Origin of the sequence: Ventrimonas sp. (assembly GCF_048380235.1) — a bacterium.
GTDB lineage: Bacteria > Bacillota > Clostridia > Lachnospirales > Lachnospiraceae > Brotaphodocola.
In genome coordinates this window covers 58822-76980 of the sequence record NZ_DBFCCJ010000040.1, presented here as the reverse complement: position 1 = coordinate 76980, position 18159 = coordinate 58822, and the positions used below count along the sequence as shown (strand labels likewise).

Annotated in this window: 19 protein-coding genes; 18 read left to right on the top strand and 1 reads right to left on the bottom strand. The window is 51.0% G+C overall.

The annotated features are described in order from the left end of the window. The first annotated feature begins 119 nt into the window (after positions 1-119). The 18 genes from rnc to pgeF all read left to right on the top strand — a co-directional run bounded on the left by rnc (position 120) and on the right by pgeF (position 16746). The gene (gene rnc, locus ACMP1L_RS07020; protein WP_118732241.1) at positions 120-815 is read left to right on the top strand and encodes a ribonuclease III; all 696 of its coding nucleotides are present in this window, start codon (positions 120-122) and stop codon (positions 813-815) included. Next, positions 806-4366 (top strand): chromosome segregation protein SMC, encoded by a 3561-nt coding sequence (smc, locus tag ACMP1L_RS07015; RefSeq protein WP_418452454.1) that lies wholly within the window; start codon positions 806-808, stop codon positions 4364-4366. The genes rnc and smc overlap by 10 nt, the downstream gene beginning before the upstream one ends. A gap of 26 nt (positions 4367-4392) precedes the next feature. Continuing rightward, positions 4393-5331, top strand: coding sequence for a signal recognition particle-docking protein FtsY (ftsY, locus tag ACMP1L_RS07010; protein ID WP_177303932.1), 939 nt, complete (start codon positions 4393-4395; stop codon positions 5329-5331). 163 nt (positions 5332-5494) lie between these two features. After that, the gene (gene ilvA, locus ACMP1L_RS07005; protein WP_177303931.1) at positions 5495-6757 is read left to right on the top strand and encodes a threonine ammonia-lyase; all 1263 of its coding nucleotides are present in this window, start codon (positions 5495-5497) and stop codon (positions 6755-6757) included. Between the two features lie 13 nt (positions 6758-6770). Further along, positions 6771-8036 carry a chloride channel protein gene (locus ACMP1L_RS07000; protein WP_118540772.1) on the top strand — a complete coding sequence of 422 codons (1266 nt, stop codon included), beginning with the start codon at positions 6771-6773 and terminating at the stop codon, positions 8034-8036. Between the two features lie 68 nt (positions 8037-8104). Continuing rightward, on the top strand, positions 8105-8740 hold the full coding sequence (locus tag ACMP1L_RS06995; RefSeq protein ID WP_118705843.1) for an endonuclease III domain-containing protein: 636 nt from the start codon (positions 8105-8107) through the stop codon (positions 8738-8740). An 85-nt stretch (positions 8741-8825) separates the two neighbouring features. After that, positions 8826-9167 carry a YlxM family DNA-binding protein gene (gene ylxM, locus ACMP1L_RS06990; RefSeq protein ID WP_118532612.1) on the top strand — a complete coding sequence of 114 codons (342 nt, stop codon included), beginning with the start codon at positions 8826-8828 and terminating at the stop codon, positions 9165-9167. Positions 9168-9209: 42 nt separating this feature from the next. Next, entirely contained in the window at positions 9210-10571 is a 1362-nt protein-coding gene (gene ffh, locus ACMP1L_RS06985) for a signal recognition particle protein (protein WP_118705664.1), read from the top strand. A gap of 80 nt (positions 10572-10651) precedes the next feature. Further along, positions 10652-10894 (top strand): 30S ribosomal protein S16, encoded by a 243-nt coding sequence (gene rpsP / locus ACMP1L_RS06980; protein WP_118532608.1) that lies wholly within the window; start codon positions 10652-10654, stop codon positions 10892-10894. A gap of 17 nt (positions 10895-10911) precedes the next feature. Next, the gene (locus tag ACMP1L_RS06975; protein WP_118532606.1) at positions 10912-11139 is read left to right on the top strand and encodes a KH domain-containing protein; all 228 of its coding nucleotides are present in this window, start codon (positions 10912-10914) and stop codon (positions 11137-11139) included. A 68-nt stretch (positions 11140-11207) separates the two neighbouring features. Then, entirely contained in the window at positions 11208-11720 is a 513-nt protein-coding gene (gene rimM / locus ACMP1L_RS06970; RefSeq protein WP_418452453.1) for a ribosome maturation factor RimM, read from the top strand. A gap of 28 nt (positions 11721-11748) precedes the next feature. Then, complete coding sequence (gene trmD / locus ACMP1L_RS06965) at positions 11749-12498, top strand: tRNA (guanosine(37)-N1)-methyltransferase TrmD (RefSeq protein WP_118532602.1); 750 nt, start codon at positions 11749-11751, stop codon at positions 12496-12498. Between the two features lie 147 nt (positions 12499-12645). Then, positions 12646-12993 carry a 50S ribosomal protein L19 gene (rplS, locus tag ACMP1L_RS06960; RefSeq protein ID WP_118532592.1) on the top strand — a complete coding sequence of 116 codons (348 nt, stop codon included), beginning with the start codon at positions 12646-12648 and terminating at the stop codon, positions 12991-12993. A gap of 178 nt (positions 12994-13171) precedes the next feature. After that, positions 13172-13717: a signal peptidase I gene (gene lepB / locus ACMP1L_RS06955; RefSeq protein ID WP_177303929.1), complete on the top strand. Its 546-nt coding sequence runs from the start codon at positions 13172-13174 to the stop codon at positions 13715-13717. 39 nt (positions 13718-13756) lie between these two features. Continuing rightward, the gene (ylqF, locus tag ACMP1L_RS06950) at positions 13757-14677 is read left to right on the top strand and encodes a ribosome biogenesis GTPase YlqF (RefSeq protein WP_177303928.1); all 921 of its coding nucleotides are present in this window, start codon (positions 13757-13759) and stop codon (positions 14675-14677) included. 2 nt (positions 14678-14679) lie between these two features. Further along, positions 14680-15324 carry a ribonuclease HII gene (locus ACMP1L_RS06945; RefSeq protein WP_177303927.1) on the top strand — a complete coding sequence of 215 codons (645 nt, stop codon included), beginning with the start codon at positions 14680-14682 and terminating at the stop codon, positions 15322-15324. A gap of 72 nt (positions 15325-15396) precedes the next feature. Further along, positions 15397-15753 carry a YraN family protein gene (locus tag ACMP1L_RS06940; protein ID WP_118732234.1) on the top strand — a complete coding sequence of 119 codons (357 nt, stop codon included), beginning with the start codon at positions 15397-15399 and terminating at the stop codon, positions 15751-15753. 144 nt (positions 15754-15897) lie between these two features. Next, positions 15898-16746: a peptidoglycan editing factor PgeF gene (pgeF, locus tag ACMP1L_RS06935; RefSeq protein WP_475544525.1), complete on the top strand. Its 849-nt coding sequence runs from the start codon at positions 15898-15900 to the stop codon at positions 16744-16746. A 78-nt stretch (positions 16747-16824) separates the two neighbouring features. Here pgeF and ACMP1L_RS06930 read toward each other — a convergent pair whose 3' ends face one another. Continuing rightward, a complete protein-coding gene (locus ACMP1L_RS06930; protein ID WP_118732233.1) occupies positions 16825-18033 on the bottom strand; it encodes a ribose-phosphate pyrophosphokinase in 1209 nt (402 codons plus the stop codon). Between the last annotated feature and the right edge of the window lie 126 nt (positions 18034-18159).

The following is an 18159-nucleotide window of genomic DNA, read 5'->3' as shown; positions in this document are numbered from 1 at the left end:
GTTGCTGAACAGTTACAAAGAAATCAAGAAAGGGGCTGTGCATTCCTTGCGCGCCCCTTTCCATAATATGTGTGTGGCTGAATGCATGCCAATGAAGAACGATAAGGAGTTTAACGTATATGAATCGTGATTTAAACGAGCTGGAACGCAGGTGCGGCTATACCTTTCGGGACAAAAATCTGTTCCACCGCGCCCTGACCCACAGTTCCTATGCCAATGAACATAAGAAGGACAAGGCAGTCTGCAACGAACGTCTGGAGTTTTTGGGTGATGCCGTTCTGGAAGTGGTTTCCAGTGATTTCCTGTATCACAAGTACCCGGAGAAGCCGGAGGGAGAGCTCTCCAAGATCCGTGCCAGCCTGGTGTGCGAGCCGACCCTGGCTTACTGCGCAGCCGATCTGGAGCTGGGCAGCTATCTGCTTTTGGGAAAGGGCGAGGAGGCCACCGGCGGAAGAGAGCGTAATTCCGTGGTTTCCGATGCTATGGAGGCCCTGATCGGTTCTATCTATCTGGATGGTGGTTTTGCTAATGCAAAAGAGTTCATTCACCGGTTTATCCTGAATGATATTGAGCACAAGCAGCTCTTTTACGATAGCAAGACTATTCTGCAGGAAATGATCCAGGCTACTGCAGGCGCACATCTGGAGTATGAGATCCTGCGGGAAGAGGGGCCGGATCATCATAAGGTTTTTGAAGTACGCGCACTGTCCGGCGGTGAGGAGCTGGGACGCGGAACCGGCGGAACCAAGAAGGCAGCGGAGGCTGTGGCCGCTTACCATGGCATTTTGAAACTGAGAGGGAAAGAATGTATTTAAAGAGCATTGAGATACAGGGATTCAAATCCTTTGCCAACAAGATCCTGTTTGAGTTCCACAACGGAATTACCGGTATTGTAGGGCCGAACGGAAGCGGCAAGAGCAATGTTGCCGACGCGGTGCGCTGGGTGCTCGGTGAGCAGCGCGCAAAGCAGCTGCGAGGCGGATCCATGCAGGATGTTATCTTTGCGGGAACGGAGATCCGAAAGCCACAGGGATTTGCCTATGTGGCCATTACCCTGGATAATTCCGACCATCAGCTTTCTATAGATTATGATGAGGTGACCGTGTCCAGACGTCTGTACCGCTCCGGTGAGAGTGAGTATAAGATTAACGGGAGTACCTGCCGCCTAAAAGATATCAGTGAGCTGTTTTATGATACCGGTATCGGTAAGGAGGGCTATTCCATCATCGGACAGGGCCAGATTGACAAGATCTTAAGTGGCAAGCCGGAGGAACGCCGGGAGCTTTTTGATGAGGCAGCCGGAATCGTGAAGTTCAAGCGCCGCAAGGCCATTGCCCAGAAAAAGCTGGAAGATGAGAAACAGAATCTGGTCCGCGTAAGCGACATTCTTTCTGAACTGGAAAAACAGGTAGGACCTCTGGCCAGACAGTCAGAAACGGCAAAAAAATATCTGGCTTTGCGGGAAGAACTAAAAGCCTGTGATGTGAATCTGTTTTTAATGGAATCCGAAGAAAACGGAAAACAGCTGCAGGAAATCAGCAGGCGGGAGTCCATTGTTTCCGGAGACCTGCAGGACGCAAATGCGGAATCGGAGCATTTGAAAGAAGCGTATGAGCAATTGGAGCAGGAGGTCGCAGAGCTGGACGGCCAGCTGACAGAAAAGCGAGATCAGATGAACCAGGCTGAGATGCTCAAAGGCAATCTGGAAGGCCAGATCAATGTATTAAAAGAACAGATCAATACCGAGAAGATGAACGCGGAGCACATCCGCTCCCGCATTGAGTCCATTGCGCATGCCCTGGAAGAAAAGCAGGGGCAGGTCCGACAGTATCAGGCAGATAACGCAGGCATTGCTGAGGCAGAAAGCATCAGCAAGAGCAGTCAGGAGACTGCACAGGCTGAGCTGATGGCGCTGGATGAAAAGCTGATGCTCATGGAGCAGCAGATCGAGGATGCCAGAACCAGAATGATGAATGGCATGAATGAGACTGCTTCTATCCATGCGCAGGACCAGCGCTATGAGGCGATGCTGGAGCAGGTGCAGGTGCGCCGTTCTGAGGTCTGTCAGAAGCTTCTGAAATTTAAGAGTGATGAATCTGTGCAGGATGAACAGCTGGATGCTGAGCGCCGGAAGCTTGCGGAAGCAGCCGGGCGCCTGGAAGCGCTGGAGCTGGCCCAGACCGAGTGCGAGGGACAGCTGGCACAATATGAAGAAGAGGTGCGGCGTATGACCCGCTCCTTAAATGAAAAGCAGCAGGAATACCGTACGGCATATACAAGGCTGGAATCTTTAAAAAACCTCGCAGAGCGTTATGAGGGCTATGGCGGCAGTATCCGCCGGGTTATGGAAGTACGGGACCGGGTGCATGGCATCCGCGGTGTCGTTGCAGATCTGATCACTACTGAGAAAAAGTATGAGACCGCCATTGAGACAGCTCTGGGCGGAAGCATTCAGAATGTGGTAACAGATTCGGAGCAGACGGCCAAGCAGCTTATCGAGTATTTAAAGAAGAACCGGTATGGCAGGGTGACCTTTCTGCCGCTTACCAGCATCGGCCAGGGCGGCGGGTTCTCAAAGCCGGAAGCGCTGAGCGAACCGGGAGTGATCGGTCTGGCCAGTGATCTGGTCCATGTGGAAAATGAGTATCAGATCCTTGCGAAATACCTGCTGGGGCGTGTGGTAGTGGCTGATACCATCGATCATGCCATTGCCCTGGCAAGAAAATTCAGATATTCCCTGCGGATTGTCACGCTGGAGGGTGAGCTCTTAAGCGCCGGCGGTTCCATGACAGGTGGTGCCTTCAAGAATTCCAGCAATCTTCTGGGACGGAAACGGGAGCTGGAAGAACTGGAGGCAGCATGCCAGAAGGCATTGAAGGCTTCCGATCGTCTGCAGGAGGAGCTGACCATGAATGAGGGCCTGGCGCAGCAGAAAAAGGAAGAGCTGGAAAGCCTGAAAGCAGAGCATCACCAGGTTTCCCTGCTGGTCAATACCAGGCAGATGAGCGTCAGTCAGCTGGAGGACAAGCGGGAAGAAATCCGGGATTCCTACCAGGATCTCGCACTGGAAAACAGCCAGCTGGAGAGCCAGATCAGCGAGATCGAGGCAGGCAGAAAGAAGCTTGCCCTGGAGCGCGATATCCTGAAAAAGGACAGTGACCAGGAACAGACGCTGATGGAGAACATATCCGGTGAGCTGGAAATGCAAAAGAAGATCCGTGAGGAAAAAGCGAAGGTGCTGGAGACCATTCGCCTGGAAGCAGCAAACTTAAAGCAGCGGGTGGATTTTGTGAAAGAAAATATCCGTCGCGTTGAGCAGGAGATCCTGACACTCAAAGAAGAACAGGCCGGGCTTAAGAGTCACGGTACCGATTCCGGTTCTGCCATAGACGAAAAGAATCGTGAGATCGCAGATCTTCAGGAACTGATCCTGCATGCGGAGGAAGAAAAACAGAAGATTGCCGCAGAGATTGAGACTCAGGCGGCCCTGAAAGAAGAAAAATCCGGCTGGCAGAAGTCCTTTTTTGGAAAACGGGAAGACTTGTCCGGGCGTATTGGCCGTCTGGACAAGGATCTGTTCCGCCTGCAGGGCCAGCGGGAAAAGCTGGAGGAGCGGCGGGAAAGTCAGATCACTTATCTGTGGAATGAATACGAGCTGACTCCTGGCGCGGCAAAGGAGCTTCGCAGTACAGAAGAAGCTTCGCTTGCTGAGGTAAAAAAACGGATCGAGGAGCTGAAGGCTTCCATCCGTGCTCTGGGCAGTGTCAATGTCAATGCGATTGAGGATTACAAAGAGATTTCAGAGCGTTATGAGTTTATGAAGACCCAGCACGATGACCTGGTGGAGGCGGAAGCCACCCTGCAGGGGATCATTGAAGAACTGGATACCGGCATGCGGCGTCAGTTTGAAGAAAAATTCCAGGAGATCCGGAAAGAATTTGACCGGGTATTTAAGGAGCTTTTCGGCGGCGGACACGGTACCCTGTCTTTGCAGGAAGAGGAAGACATTCTGGAGGCGGGCATTCAGATCATTGCCCAGCCGCCGGGTAAGAAGCTGCAGAACATGATGCAGCTTTCCGGAGGAGAGAAGGCGCTGACAGCCATTTCGCTGCTGTTTGCGATCCAGAACTTAAAGCCGTCTCCCTTCTGTTTGCTGGATGAGATCGAGGCGGCCCTGGATGATTCCAACGTAGACCGCTATGCAGGATATTTGCATAAACTGACCAAATACACGCAGTTTATTGTTATAACCCACCGACGCGGCACTATGGTGGCGGCGGACCGTCTGTATGGCATCACCATGCAGGAGAAGGGCGTATCGACCCTGGTATCGGTCAATCTGATCGAGGACCAGCTGGACGCGTAGATTTTTACAAATAAGGAGGCTCGCGAGTGGAAGAAAAGAAGAAAGGCTTTTTCAGCCGTCTGGTTGAAGGCTTAAACAAAACGAGAGAGAATATTGTCTCCGGCATGGATTCCATCTTCAGTGGTTTCTCTGCTATTGATGAGGATTTTTATGAGGAACTGGAAGAGACCCTGATCATGGGCGATCTGGGCATCCAGACCACCATGTCCGTGCTGGAAGATTTACGAAAAAAAGTCAAAGAACAGCATATCAAGGAACCGGCTGAATGCAAACAGCTTCTGATCGATTCCATCCGGGAACAGATGGATTTAGGCGAAAATGCCTACGAGTTTGAAAACCGCAAATCCGTGGTTCTGGTGATCGGTGTAAACGGTGTCGGCAAGACCACTTCCGTCGGCAAGCTGGCAGGCCAGTTGAAGGATGAGGGCAAGAAGGTGATCCTGGCAGCGGCTGATACCTTCCGTGCGGCAGCAATTGAGCAGCTGACGGAGTGGGCAAACCGCGCCGGGGTGGAAATCATCGCACAGCAGGAGGGCTCTGACCCAGCAGCGGTCATTTATGATGCGGTGGCAGCAGCCAAATCCCGCCAGGCCGATGTGCTGATCTGTGATACCGCAGGCCGTCTGCACAATAAGAAAAACCTGATGGAGGAGCTGAGAAAGATCAACCGCATCATTGACAAGGAATATCCGGATGCCTACCGCGAGACCCTGGTGGTACTGGATGGCACCACCGGACAGAATGCCATGGCACAGGCAAAGCAGTTCATGGAGGTTGCTGACATCACAGGCATCATCCTGACAAAGCTTGACGGTACTGCAAAGGGCGGTATCGCAGTGGCTATACAGTCAGAGCTTGGCATCCCGGTCAAATACGTGGGTGTGGGCGAGAAGATTGACGATCTTCAGAAGTTCAATTCCGAGGATTTCGTGACGGCTCTGTTTGATGTAAAGAAAGATAAATAAAGGTAACTGTTCAGTAGGTCTGTGCATTTACTGCGCTGACCGTACGAAAATATGGGCTTACAGGCAAAAATCCCATTGCCGAAGGCAATTTTCAATGGATTTTTGCTTATAACTGTGAGGGTACTGAACAGTTACGAATAAAGAACATAAGGAGATACAGACGATGGCAAAAGAGCAGGTAGTAGAAGAAGCAAAGGAAGAGGGCTTAACCCTCGAAAAATTTGAGGAGGCTTCCGAGGAGGTTAAGAAGGTCACCCAGGAAACCAAACTGGTTTACAGCGAGTATTTTTCTGCTGCAACCGGAAATAAGGTATACTTTAAGCCGGAGAACATGCAGTACACCGGCGCTTACAAGGTACGCGGCGCTTACTATAAGATCAGTACCCTGACAGAGGAAGAAAAACAGCGGGGACTGATCACTGCGTCCGCAGGAAACCATGCCCAGGGCGTAGCCTACGCGGCAAAGCTGGCTGGCATTCCGGCTACCATCGTGATGCCGACCACGACTCCGCTCATGAAGGTGAACCGCACCAGAAGCTATGGAGCGGAGGTTGTACTGTACGGAGATGTATTCGACGAGGCCTGTGACCACGCATACGAGCTGGCTGCGGAGCACGGCTACACCTTTGTGCATCCGTTCGACGACCTGGATGTGGCAACCGGTCAGGGAAGCATTGCCATGGAGATCATTAAAGAGCTGCCGACTGTAGATTATATCCTGGTCCCGATCGGAGGAGGCGGACTCTGCACCGGCGTTTCCACCCTGGCAAAGCTCTTAAATCCGAAGATTAAGGTGATCGGCGTTGAGCCGGCCGGAGCAAACTGCATGCAGGAGTCCTTAAAGGCAGGCCATGTGCTGACACTTCCGACCGTAAACACCATTGCAGATGGTACCGCGGTAAAGCGTCCGGGTGAGAAGCTGTTCCCGTACATCCAGAAAAATGTGGATGATATCATTACCGTGGAGGATTCCGAGCTGATTGTTGCCTTCCTCGATATGGTAGAGAATCACAAGATGATCGTGGAGAACTCCGGTCTGTTAACCGTAGCGGCATTAAAGCACTTAAATGTACAGAAAAAGAAGATTGTTTCCATCTTAAGCGGCGGCAACATGGATGTCATTACCATGTCCTCCGTGGTACAGCATGGACTGATCCAGAGAGACCGTATCTTCACCGTATCCGTTCTGCTTCCGGACAAGCCAGGCGAGCTGGCAAAGGTTTCAACGCTCCTTGCTGACCAGCGCGGCAATGTCATTAAGCTTGAACACAATCAGTTCATCAGTATCAACCGCAATGCGGCTGTGGAGCTTAGAATCACCCTGGAGGCTGAGGGAACGGATCACAAGAACCGTATTGTGCAGGCCTTAAACGATGCCGGATACCGCCCGAAGCTGGTGAAGTCCAAGGGCACCTACAGTGACTGAGCGGTGAATGATCATGACAGAACATACAAATGAGACAATCCAGGCGCTCCGTCAGAATATCCGCTATTTTTTGAAATGGACCTTCATTTCCGCGATTTCCGGTGTGACGATCGGTCTGGCCGGAACACTGTTTGGCCTTGGCATCCAGAAAGCGACTGCTTTCTGGAAGAGCCATAGCTGGACGTTGTATCTGCTTCCGCTTGTCGGACTCCTGATCGTGTGGCTGTACCGGTTTGCGCATGAAGAAAAAAACCGCGGTACGGATATGGTCCTGGATTCTATTTCCTCCACAGAGGAGGTTACACCGGCAACTGCTCCGCTGATCTTTATCTCAACCTTGCTGAGTCATCTGGCCACGGCTTCCGTCGGCCGGGAGGGAGCAGCACTGCAGCTTGGCGGAAGCCTGGGAAACCTGATCGGTAAGGCTTTTCGACTGGATGAGAAGGACAGAAAGATTGCCATTATGTGCGGCATGAGTGCCGGGTTCTCCGCTATCTTCGGAACTCCGCTTGCGGCAGCCGTGTTTGCCATGGAGGTCATCAGCATTGGCGTTATGTACTATGCGGCTCTGGTTCCATGCGTTTTTTCGGCGTTTGTCGGTGTGTCAGTGGCAAAATTCCTGGGTCTGGCTCCGGAGCATTATGAGATCGGCCTGGTGCCGGAGTTTGGCGCCTCATCTGCGCTTCTGACAGTGCTCATCGGAATTTTGTGTGCCTGTGTCGGAATCTTCCTTTGTGTCAGCCTGCATCAGTGTGGTCATGCTTACCGGAAGGTTTTTCCAAATCCCTATATCCGCGTGCTGGCGGGATCCGCGATCTTTATTGTCCTGACCCTCCTGTTTCCGGCGCGGCTTTACAACGGAAGCGGTGCGCAGATCATCGAAATGGTATTTGAAGGTGAAAGAATTCCGGTTTATGCATTTTTGATGAAGATCCTGTTTACCGGAGTAGCGCTTGGCGCAGGCTTTAAGGGCGGAGAGATCGTGCCGACGCTGACGGTCGGCGCCGCGTTTGGCTACTTGATGAGCCTGGTGACCGGACTGCCGGTCGGACTGTGCGCATCGGTTGGAATGGCATGCCTGTTCGTAAGCGTGACAAACTGTCCGGTGTCCACGATGTTCATGGCATTTGAACTTTTTGGATTTGCCGCAATGCCATATTATGCCATTGCCGTGGCAGTGTGCTTTACCCTGTCTGGATATTATGGGCTCTACCACAGCCAGAAATTCGTTTATTCCAAGATCCGGACAGAATTCATTAACCGAAAATCAAACGAGTAAATATTGCAGGTGCCAGTATGCATCGGAACGATACCGGCACCTGTTCCTGCAATAGTGAGGTTCATCCTATGACAAAAAAACAAAAGACTCTGGAAATCATCCGGAGACTGAAGGAGGCTTACCCGGACGCAGACTGCACCCTGGATTACGAGGAAGCCTGGAAGCTTTTAGTGAGCGTGCGTCTGGCGGCCCAGTGCACCGATGAGCGGGTCAATCAGGTGGTTCCGGCACTCTATAAAAAGTTTCCGGATGTGAATGCCCTGGCGGAGGCACCGGTGGAAGAAATTGAGGAAATCGTCAGGCCCTGCGGTCTGGGAAAGAGTAAGGCCAGAGACATCAGCGCCTGTATGAAGATGCTGCGGGATGAGTACGGCAGTAAGGTGCCGGAGGATTTTGATGCTCTGTTGAAGCTTCCCGGAGTGGGAAGAAAAAGCGCCAATCTGATCATGGGTGATGTGTTTGGCAAACCGGCCATTGTTACAGACACCCACTGTATCCGCCTGGTAAACCGCATGGGACTGGTAGACGGCATTAAGGAACCGAAAAAGGTTGAAATGGAACTCTGGAAGCTGGTGCCGCCGGAGGAGGGCAGCGATTTCTGTCATCGGCTGGTATGGCATGGAAGAGAGGTCTGCACGGCCCGAACAAAGCCGTATTGCGACCGGTGCTGTCTGGCTGATATCTGCCCGAAAACAGGTGTATAAAAAGAAAAACAAAAATTTTTATAAGTGTCAAGAAAAAATACTTGACAGCAATGCGCCTTTCGTGTATGATAGCCAAGGTGATGTTATGGAAAGCATTGTAAAACAGAGTTTGCTTTATGATTTTTATGGAGAGTTGCTCACAGAGCATCAGCGCAGCATCTACGAGGATGTGGTGTATAACGACATGTCCTTAAGTGAGATTGCCGAGGAAAACGGGATCAGCCGTCAGGGTGTTCACGACCTCATCAAGCGCTGCGACAAGACCCTGAGTGCGTATGAGGACAAGCTGCATCTGATCAGCAAGTTCCAGACTACCCGCCGCATGGTGGAGGAGATCCATAAAAAGACCAGGGTTTTCAAGGAAACAAAAGATGAAAGTCTGATCGATGAGATTGAGCAGATTTCCAACGACATCATGGAACTTTGATTTCGGCGTATGCCGTGATCGGTTCTGAACAGGAGGTTACCTATGGCGTTTGAAAGCTTATCCGATAAACTGCAGAACGTGTTTAAAAACCTGCGCGGCAAGGGCCGTTTAAGCGAAGCGGATGTCAAGACTGCGCTCAAGGAGGTCAAGATGGCTCTCCTGGAAGCAGACGTAAGCTTCAAGGTTGTAAAACAGTTCATAAGCTCCGTTCAGGAACGCGCCGTTGGCGAAGAAGTGCTGGGTTCCCTGCAGCCGGGCCAGATGGTGATCAAAATCGTTAACGAAGAACTGATCCGCCTGATGGGTTCCGATACTACGGAAATCGCATTAAAGCCTACCAATGAGATCACCGTCATCATGATGGCAGGTCTTCAGGGTGCAGGTAAGACGACAACGACAGCGAAGATCGCAGGAAAGCTGAAGGCAAAGGGCCGCAAGCCGGTTCTGGTTGCCTGTGACGTATATCGTCCGGCAGCAATCCAGCAGCTCCAGATCAACGGAGACAAACAGGGCGTTCCGGTCTTCTCCATGGGAGAAAATCAGAGCCCGGTCAATATTGCAAAGGCCGCTATGGAGCACGCGGCAAAGAATGGCTACAATGTGGTGATCCTCGATACCGCCGGACGTCTTCATGTAGATGAAGGCATGATGGAAGAGCTCGAGAACATCAAAGAGGCTGTAAGCGTAGACCAGACTATTTTGGTGGTAGACGCCATGACCGGTCAGGACGCAGTCAATGTAGCATCGAATTTCCAGGATAAAGTCGGTATCGACGGTGTCATCCTTACCAAACTGGATGGCGATACCCGAGGCGGTGCAGCCCTTTCCATCCGGGCCGTAACCGGGAAGCCGATTTTATATATAGGTATGGGAGAGAAGCTTTCCGATCTGGAACAGTTTTACCCGGACCGTATGGCATCCCGAATCCTGGGCATGGGAGACATTCTCACCCTGATCGAGAAAGCCGAGATGGAGGTTGACGAGGAAAAGGCGAAGGAAATGAGTCAGAAGCTGCGCAAGGCAGAGTTTGACTACAACGATTTCCTGGACCAGATGCGTCAGATCAAAAAAATGGGCGGACTGACCAGCATTATGAGCATGATGCCGGGAATGTCGCAGATGAAGGGCGGAATCCCGGAGGTGGATGAGAAATCCATGGACCGTGTGGAGGCTATCATCCTGTCCATGACAAAAGAAGAGCGCGCCAATCCGGGCCTCTTAAATCCTTCCCGCAAACAGCGTATCGCAAAGGGCGCGGGGGTGGATATCAGCGAGGTAAACCGTATTGCCAAGCAGTTTGATCAGATGAAGAAAATGATGAAGCAGCTTCCTGGCATGATGGGCGGTAAGCGCGGACGCGGCGGACTGGGCGGTATGCTCGGAAAGCTGAAAATGCCTTTCTAGGGCAGCTTATATGGTGACAGTACAGAGTTTTCTGTATTTGTTGATACATTATCAGTATATTTTAAGGAGGTGAAATTGACATGGCAGTAAAGATGAGATTAAGAAGAATGGGTGCTAAGAAAAAACCTTTCTATAGAGTCATTGTTGCAGATTCCAGATCCCCGAGAGATGGCAGATTCATCGCTGAGGTTGGTACTTACGATCCGAACCAGGAGCCGAGCGTTATCAAGTTTGACGAGGAGGCTACCAAGGAGTGGTTAGCAAACGGCGCACAGCCGACCGACCGTGTAGCAAAGCTTCTGAAGACCGCTGGCATTCAGTAATCTGAGAGGTGATCGCTATGAAAGAACTGGTTGAGGTTATTGCAAAAGCATTAGTTGACAATCCGGACGAGGTGGTTGTTACCGAGACCGAAAAGGAAAGCGGCACCTTTATTGAGCTAAAGGTTGCCCCATCTGATATGGGAAAGGTGATTGGCAAGCAGGGACGCATCGCGAAGGCGATCCGCTCCGTTGTCAAGGCAGCCGCTTCCAAAGAAGAAAAAAAGGTTGTTGTAGATATACAGTAGCCATCAGAAACTGTCGTCGGATTTTCCTGCGGCAGTTTTTCTTTTATAAAAATCTGGAGGAATGGAAGATGGAGGATACCTTAAGAGTCGGCGTGATCTCATCCACCCACGGTGTACGCGGTGAGGTCAAAGTATACCCTACGACCGATGATGTAAATCGTTTTAAAAAGCTGAAAACCGTCATCCTTGATACTGGCAGAGAGCAGATGACCCTGTCCATTGAGAGCGTCAAGTTCTTCAAAAACATGGTCATCCTGAAATTCAAGGAGTTTAACAATATCAACGAAATCGAAAAATACAAGGGAAAGGATCTGCTGATCCGCCGCGACCAGGCCGTGAAGCTGGCTCCGAACGAGAATTTTATCACCGATCTGATCGGTTTAAAAGTCGTGACCGATGAGGGAAAAGAGTTCGGTACCCTGACTGATGTCCTTCAGACTGGTGCCAACGATGTTTACGTTATCGAAAGTCTGGAAGGCAAAGAGTATCTGTTCCCGGCTATCCCGCAGTGCATTCTGGATGTAAACCTGGAGAACCAGATGGTGACCGTCCATATCCTGGATGGCCTTCTGGACCTGTAATACGCTGAAATCAGGAGAAAGCAAAAGCATGAATTATCATATTTTAACATTGTTCCCGGAGATGGTGTTAGACGGCTTGAATACCAGCATCATCGGACGGGCAGCCGGAAAAGGCCTGCTTTCCATTGAGGCGGTCAATATCCGGGATTACACGAAAGAAAAGCACGGCCACGTGGATGATACCCCATATGGCGGCGGAGCAGGCATGGTGATGCAGGCGGCTCCGGTGTGTGATGCCTACGAGGCGCTTTGTGAGCGTATCGGCAAGCGTCCCCGCGTCCTTTACATGACTCCGCAGGGACAGACCTTCAACCAGAAGATTGCCGAGGAGCTGGCGCAGGAAGAAGATCTGGTCTTCCTTTGCGGGCATTATGAGGGCATTGATGAGCGCGCGTTAGAGCTCATCGTGACCGATTATCTTTCCGTGGGCGATTATGTCCTGACCGGCGGTGAGCTTCCGGCCATGGTCATGATCGACTGTATTTCCCGCCTGGTGCCGGGCGTTTTAAATAACGATGTTTCCGCGGAGATCGAGTCCTTCCACGACAATCTCCTTGAGTACCCGCAGTACACCCGCCCGGAGGTTTACCAGGGTATGCGCGTGCCGGAGGTGCTTCTTTCCGGACACCACAAAAACATTGAGACCTGGAGACGTCAGCAGTCTATCAGGCGGACCCTGGAGAGACGGCCGGATCTTCTGGAAGAGGCAAATCTGTCGAAGAAAGAGCGCCAGTATCTGGCAGAGCTGATGGCAGAGAAAGAGGCACAGGAGAAGTAAATTCAGGGGAGTAAATTCAGCAAAATAGTGCTTGCAATTTATTTGTCCCTATGATATCATTATACCGTTGTGACTAGAAAAAGAGATGTTCCTCTGTTGCGGAAGAAGCATTAAAGAACATCAAACATATGAAGGAGGATCACACAAATGAACGAAATTATTAAGAACATTGAAGCAGCACAGTTAAAGGCTTCCGTACCGGAGTTTTCCGTAGGCGATACCGTTAAGGTCTACAACAAGATCAAAGAGGGTAACCGCGAGAGAATCCAGGTATTCGAGGGTACCGTAATCAAGAGACAGAACGGCGGCGCAAGAGAGACCTTCACCGTTCGTAAGAACTCCAACGGCATCGGCGTAGAGAAGACCTGGCCGGTTCATTCCCCGTTCGTAGACAACATTGAGGTTGTCAGAAGAGGTAAAGTAAGACGTGCAAAACTGAACTACTTAAGAGACAGAGTAGGTAAAGCTGCTAAGGTTAAAGAGTTAGTAAAATAATTTTGCGTGGAACAGGGGACAATGAAAATTGTCCCTTTCTGCGTATTATGCGCTCAGGACGCGCAGAACAGGAAAGTGGGGGAGTTGCAAGCAACTTCCCCCTTTTTGCCATGTGGAATGGTATTTACAGAAGGTGTTTTTGTCCGTGAGAACACACGGTAGAATGGAGCATAAACAGGTGGATTTTTATCTGAGTGATGAACAGAATATGATCCGGAAGATCTGCAGCTGGATTGTGGATGTGGTAGTGGCGCTGGCTTTTGCCTGGTTCTGTCTGGTGTTTTTTGGAACACAGATCACGGTGAACGGGCAGTCCATGTATCCTCTTTTAAATTCTGGTGACGTGGTTTTGATGAATCGGCTGACCTATGAGATCGGAAAGCCGGACCGCATGGATGTCGTAGTATTTGAGCGGGAGGACCAGAAAACCAACGTGAAGCGTGTTGTGGCCGTCCCCGGTGATGTGGTCCAGATCATAGACGGGAAATTGTATGTAAATCAGGAACAGATTTCCCTGCCGGGCAACCGGAAGATTTCTCTTTCCGGACTGGCGGAGAATCCGGTTCAATTAGAAGATAAAGAATATTTTCTGCTGGGGGATAATCCGGACAGCAGTGAAGACAGCCGGTTTGCCAACATCGGCAATGTCCGGGAAGACCAGATCATTGGAAAAGTGTGGCTGCGCATGTTTCCGCTGATCCATATCAGTCTGATCCGGTCCTGAGATGATAGATAATAATACGAAGATATAGGAGGAAATGTCGTGAATATACAGTGGTATCCAGGGCACATGACCAAAGCAAAGCGTGCCATGAAAGAAGACATCAAGCTGATCGACCTGATCATCGAAGTAGTTGACGCCCGTGTGCCGTTAGCAAGCCGCAACCCGGATATTGATGAGCTTGGAAAGGGAAAGGCAAGACTGATCCTGTTAAATAAGTCAGATCTGTCCAGCGAACGCTACAATGAGGCATGGACCAGCTGGTTTAAGGAAAAGGGATATTTTGTTGTGAAGATCAATTCCCGCAGCGGCGCCGGCATCAAGCAGATCAATGGAGTGGTTCAGGAAGCCTGCAAAGAAAAAATTGAGCGCGACCGCCGCAGAGGCATCATGAACCGACCGGTGCGCGCCATGGTGGTGGGAATCCCGAATGTTGGTAAATCTACTTTTATCAACTCTTTCGCGGGAAAGGCCTGCGCCAAAACCGGAAACAAGCCGGGCGTGACCAAGGGAAACCAGTGGATCCGGTTAAACAAGACTCTGGAGCTTCTGGATACCCCGGGTATCCTCTGGCCAAAATTTGAAGATCAGAGAGTGGGACTGCTGTTAGCCTTTATCGGTTCCATCAACGACGAAATCCTAAATAAAGACGAGCTGGCTCTGGAACTTCTGAAACTGCTTCAGGAGCATTATCCGGATGTATTGAAGGACCGCTATAAGATTGATGAGTCTTCTGAGGAAAACCTGCTGATCCAGGTGGCAAAGGTGCGGGGATGCCTGGCTAAGGGCGGTGAGCCGGATTACAGCCGTGCTGCAGCTTTGGTGATCGATGATTACCGCAGCGGAAAGCTGGGGCGCATTACACTGGAATTTCCTCCGGTGAAGAAAAATGATGGGGACAAAGTGGATTCCGTACAGGAATCAGGCGCTGCAGATCAGGGCAGCGAGAGCGGGGAGGCGTAAGCATGGCACTGAGAACCTTAACCGGAGAGAAGCTGGAAGCAGAGCGCGCCCGTCTGGCTCTGATGCGGGAGTACGAGGATACCTACGCAGCCTGCACTGCCATCTGCGGCATTGATGAGGCAGGCCGTGGCCCGTTAGCAGGTCCGGTGGTGGCCGGGGCAGCGATCCTGCCGGTGGATTGTGAGATCCTGTTTTTAAACGATTCCAAGAAGCTTTCCGAGAAGCGCAGGGAAGCCCTGTTTACAGAAATCAAGGAAAAGGCGGTTGCCTGGAGTGTTGGCATCGTGGGGCCGGATCTGATTGATGAGATCAATATTTTACAGGCCACCTATGAAGCCATGCGCCAGGCCATTGCCGGGCTCTCCGTGCAGCCGGATCTGCTGCTCAATGACGCGGTGACCATTCCGGGGGTGGAGATCAATCAGGTGCCGATCATCAAGGGAGATGCCAAGAGTGTTTCCATTGCGGCAGCCAGTATTTTAGCAAAAGTGACCAGGGATCACATGATGGTTGAGTATGATACCTTATTTCCGGAATATGGCTTTGCCAAGCACAAGGGATATGGAACCGCAGCGCACATTGCGGCACTGAAAGAGTATGGGCCAACCCCGATCCATAGAAGAAGCTTTATCAAGAATTTTGTGTAAAAGCAGGATGGATGCAGAAAACGAACAGAGCAGGTTTCTGGAAAACAGTGTGGTCAGAAGGCACAGGTGTGAATGGAATACAAAGAAAATAAACGGGAGACCGGAACCCGGAAAGAAGAACTGGCGGCAGACTTTCTGACCCGCCGGGGTGTGAAAATTCTGGAGCGGAATTTTCGCTGCCGCCAGGGTGAGATCGACCTGATCGGAATGGACGGACAGTATCTGGTATTTGTCGAGGTAAAATACAGGAAAACAGCACGCAATGGTATGCCTGCAGAGGCGGTTGGCCATATCAAACAGCAGCGGATACGCTATACGGCGCAGTTCTATCTGTACAGCCGACATTACCGCGAGGACATGCCGTGCCGTTTTGATGTGGTGAGTATACTGGGAGATCAGATTAACTGGATTCGGGACGCGTTCGCATAGGGACATTGAAAATTGTGCTGAATATGCAGTTTAGTGCAGACATGGAAAATTCAGAACGAAAAGGAGAGGGTACAGATGGAACAGAAAGCATGGATCCGCAAGCAGAGCGGCATGACAACAGCAGGACAGACGGAAAGCTGCTGCATGGAGCGCAGTTTGGAAAAATCGGAAATTGAAATCCGTGAGAAAAACGGCGTTACCTATCTGGCCTTTCCGGCTTTGGATGCCACCGGTCTGGTAAGCCATGCCTTTTCCACCCGCCACGGAGGTGTCAGCGAGGGCGTGTTCTCTAGCATGAACTTCAGCTTTACCCGGAATGATGATCCGCAGCATGTAATGGAAAATTACCGCCGCATGGCAGCCGTTCTCGGAACCGATGCAGAGAAGATGGTGCTTTCCTACCAGACCCACACCACCAATGTCCGCAAGGTGACGGAGGAAGACGCGGGAAAGGGCATTGTAAAAGAGCGGGATTATCAGGATGTAGATGGCCTGATCACGGATATTCCGAGTATCACGCTGGTGACTTTTTACGCGGACTGTGTGCCACTGTATTTTGTGGATCCGGTCCACAGGGCTGTCGGACTGTCCCATTCCGGCTGGAGGGGCACGGTGCATCGCATGGGAAAAGCCACACTGGAGGCCATGAACCGGGAATACGGCACAGAACCGGCGGATGTCATTGCCTGCATTGGACCGAGCATCTGCCAGGACTGCTTTGAGGTAGGACCGGAGGTGGCTGCGGAATTTGCCGATGGCTTTGCAGAGCAGTACCATAACGATCTGTTTTACCAAAAGCCAGACGGAAAGTATCAGGTGGATCTGTGGCGGGCAAACCAGATCGTGCTCCGGGAAGCAGGAATCCCGGCAAATCAGATCCATACAACGGATATCTGTACCCGGTGCAACCCGTCACATCTGTTTTCTCACCGGATCATGGGAACGGAGCGGGGAAATCTGGCAGCGTTTCTGGCTCTCAGAGAGCAGGGATAAAATCATATTAGACAAAAAGAGCTTCGCACAGCACTTATATACGCTGCGTGAAGCTCTTTTTTGCGTCCCTATTAAAATTTACTGGATGGTCTGATAATAATCGTATCCGCCTGCCTGGTAGCGTTTTACCAGCTTCTGGATCTTTTCGGTCGGAGACAGGGCAGCTCCGATAGAAACGTCGTGGTTGAAGGAGTTAATGATGGCTGCAAGATATTTACTCATGTCAGCTTCCAGATACCACTCGCGGTCTAACAGTTCTTTCGGACGGTAGTTTAAGTTGGTGGTAATGACATAGTCGATGTAGCCATTCTGATAGTACTGGTCAAATTTTTCCAGACCAGCGGTGAACAGGCCGAAGGTGCAGCAGATGATAACTTTCTCTGCCTTGCGCTCCTTTAACTCTCTGGCGGTGTCTAACATGCTCTCGCCGGATGCGATCATATCGTCAATGATGAGAACGGTCTTTCCTTCTACGGAAGTACCCAAAAACTCATGGGCAACGATCGGGTTGCGGCCGTCAATGACTCTGGAGTAGTCACGGCGTTTATAGAACATACCCATATCAACCCCGAGGTTGTTGGCCAGGTATACGGCACGGTTCATGGCACCCTCATCCGGGCTGATGATCATGAGATGGTCCTTGTCGATCTTTAAGGAGGTGTCGTGGGTGAACAGAGCCTTTACAAACTGGTAAGTCGGCATGAAGTTATCGAAGCCGCTTAACGGAATGGCGTTCTGAACGCGCGGGTCATGGGCATCGAAGGTAATGATGTTGGAAACACCCATGGAGATCAGCTCCTCCAGTGCCATTGCACAGTCTAAGGACTCGCGCTTGGTACGCTTGTGCTGGCGTCCTTCATATAAGAAAGGCATAACAACATTAACGCGGTGTGCGGTGGCTACGGAAGCACCGATGATGCGCTTTAAGTCCTGGAAATGGTCATCCGGGGACATGTGATTGGTGTAGCCGCATACGCTGTATGGGATGCTGTAGTTGGTTACATCTACCATTGCAAACAGATCAGCGCCGCGGACAGATTCGTTAATAACGGCCTTTGCCTCACCGGAACCGAAACGCGGGCATTTGCAGTCAAGAAGATAGGAATCTACATCGTAGCCGCGGTAGTTTAAATCCTGCTGGCGGCGAAGCAGCTCAACAGTATCATTGCGGCGGAAGGTGACAATGTGATCGTTTACCTTGGTTGCCAGATCCTTGCAGCTTTCCAGGGCAGCGAGCTTTAACGGCGCTACCGGTAAAATGTCATTAAACACGTAGTTGTTAGCCATTGGTACATACTCCTTCAAGTAAAATAGTTCATTATAATCCAACATATTTATATCCTTAAAAAAAGCAAGCGTCAAGAGCCTTGGGGAATTTTGTAAAAAAAAACAAAAAAACAGGTAAATCCACCC

Excerpts from the sequence above, each read along its gene's own strand:
- rnc (WP_118732241.1), top strand. The coding sequence starts at position 120 with ATGAATCGTGATTTAAACGAGCTGGAACGCAGGTGCGGCTATACCTTT.
- smc (WP_418452454.1), top strand. The coding sequence starts at position 806 with ATGTATTTAAAGAGCATTGAGATACAGGGATTCAAATCCTTTGCCAAC.
- ilvA (WP_177303931.1), top strand. The coding sequence starts at position 5,495 with ATGGCAAAAGAGCAGGTAGTAGAAGAAGCAAAGGAAGAGGGCTTAACC.
- ACMP1L_RS07000 (WP_118540772.1), top strand. The coding sequence starts at position 6,771 with ATGACAGAACATACAAATGAGACAATCCAGGCGCTCCGTCAGAATATC.
- ACMP1L_RS06995 (WP_118705843.1), top strand. The coding sequence starts at position 8,105 with ATGACAAAAAAACAAAAGACTCTGGAAATCATCCGGAGACTGAAGGAG.
- ylxM (WP_118532612.1), top strand. The coding sequence starts at position 8,826 with ATGGAAAGCATTGTAAAACAGAGTTTGCTTTATGATTTTTATGGAGAG.
- ffh (WP_118705664.1), top strand. The coding sequence starts at position 9,210 with ATGGCGTTTGAAAGCTTATCCGATAAACTGCAGAACGTGTTTAAAAAC.
- rpsP (WP_118532608.1), top strand. The coding sequence starts at position 10,652 with ATGGCAGTAAAGATGAGATTAAGAAGAATGGGTGCTAAGAAAAAACCT.
- ACMP1L_RS06975 (WP_118532606.1), top strand. The coding sequence starts at position 10,912 with ATGAAAGAACTGGTTGAGGTTATTGCAAAAGCATTAGTTGACAATCCG.
- rimM (WP_418452453.1), top strand. The coding sequence starts at position 11,208 with ATGGAGGATACCTTAAGAGTCGGCGTGATCTCATCCACCCACGGTGTA.
- trmD (WP_118532602.1), top strand. The coding sequence starts at position 11,749 with ATGAATTATCATATTTTAACATTGTTCCCGGAGATGGTGTTAGACGGC.
- rplS (WP_118532592.1), top strand. The coding sequence starts at position 12,646 with ATGAACGAAATTATTAAGAACATTGAAGCAGCACAGTTAAAGGCTTCC.
- ACMP1L_RS06945 (WP_177303927.1), top strand. The coding sequence starts at position 14,680 with ATGGCACTGAGAACCTTAACCGGAGAGAAGCTGGAAGCAGAGCGCGCC.
- ACMP1L_RS06940 (WP_118732234.1), top strand. The coding sequence starts at position 15,397 with ATGGAATACAAAGAAAATAAACGGGAGACCGGAACCCGGAAAGAAGAA.
- pgeF (WP_475544525.1), top strand. The coding sequence starts at position 15,898 with ATGGAGCGCAGTTTGGAAAAATCGGAAATTGAAATCCGTGAGAAAAAC.
- ACMP1L_RS06930 (WP_118732233.1), bottom strand. The coding sequence starts at position 18,033 with ATGGCTAACAACTACGTGTTTAATGACATTTTACCGGTAGCGCCGTTA.